Source organism: Saezia sanguinis, assembly GCF_003991585.1.
In the GTDB taxonomy this organism is placed as follows: Bacteria; Pseudomonadota; Gammaproteobacteria; order Burkholderiales; family Burkholderiaceae_C; genus Saezia; species Saezia sanguinis.
The window spans coordinates 1-241 of record NZ_PQSP01000187.1 but is presented as its reverse complement, the minus strand read 5'-3'; the positions used below and the strand labels follow the sequence as shown (position 1 = coordinate 241).

General features: G+C 73.0%; 1 protein-coding gene. It reads right to left on the bottom strand.

The annotated features are described in order from the left end of the window. On the bottom strand, positions 1 to 241 hold a 241-nt coding region (locus CUZ56_RS15930; RefSeq protein ID WP_162615383.1), incomplete at both ends, for a hypothetical protein.

Genomic DNA, 241 nt, shown 5'->3' with positions numbered 1-241 from the left:
GTGCCGATACGTGGGCTTCCCGGTCGAGTTCCCGGATCCGGGCCGGCGTCACCTCGACCCGGCCGGCCTGAACAGCTTCCGCCAGCGCCGCCGCCCGGACGATCGCACCGGCCTGCGCCGACTGGTCACGGCCCGCGGTGGAAACCACCACTTCCATGGTCCGGCCGTTGAAACCGCCGGGCCGGTCCGCGCCCTGCGGGTCCGCGTCGAACCGGATCGTCGCGCCGGCCTCTAGTAACAC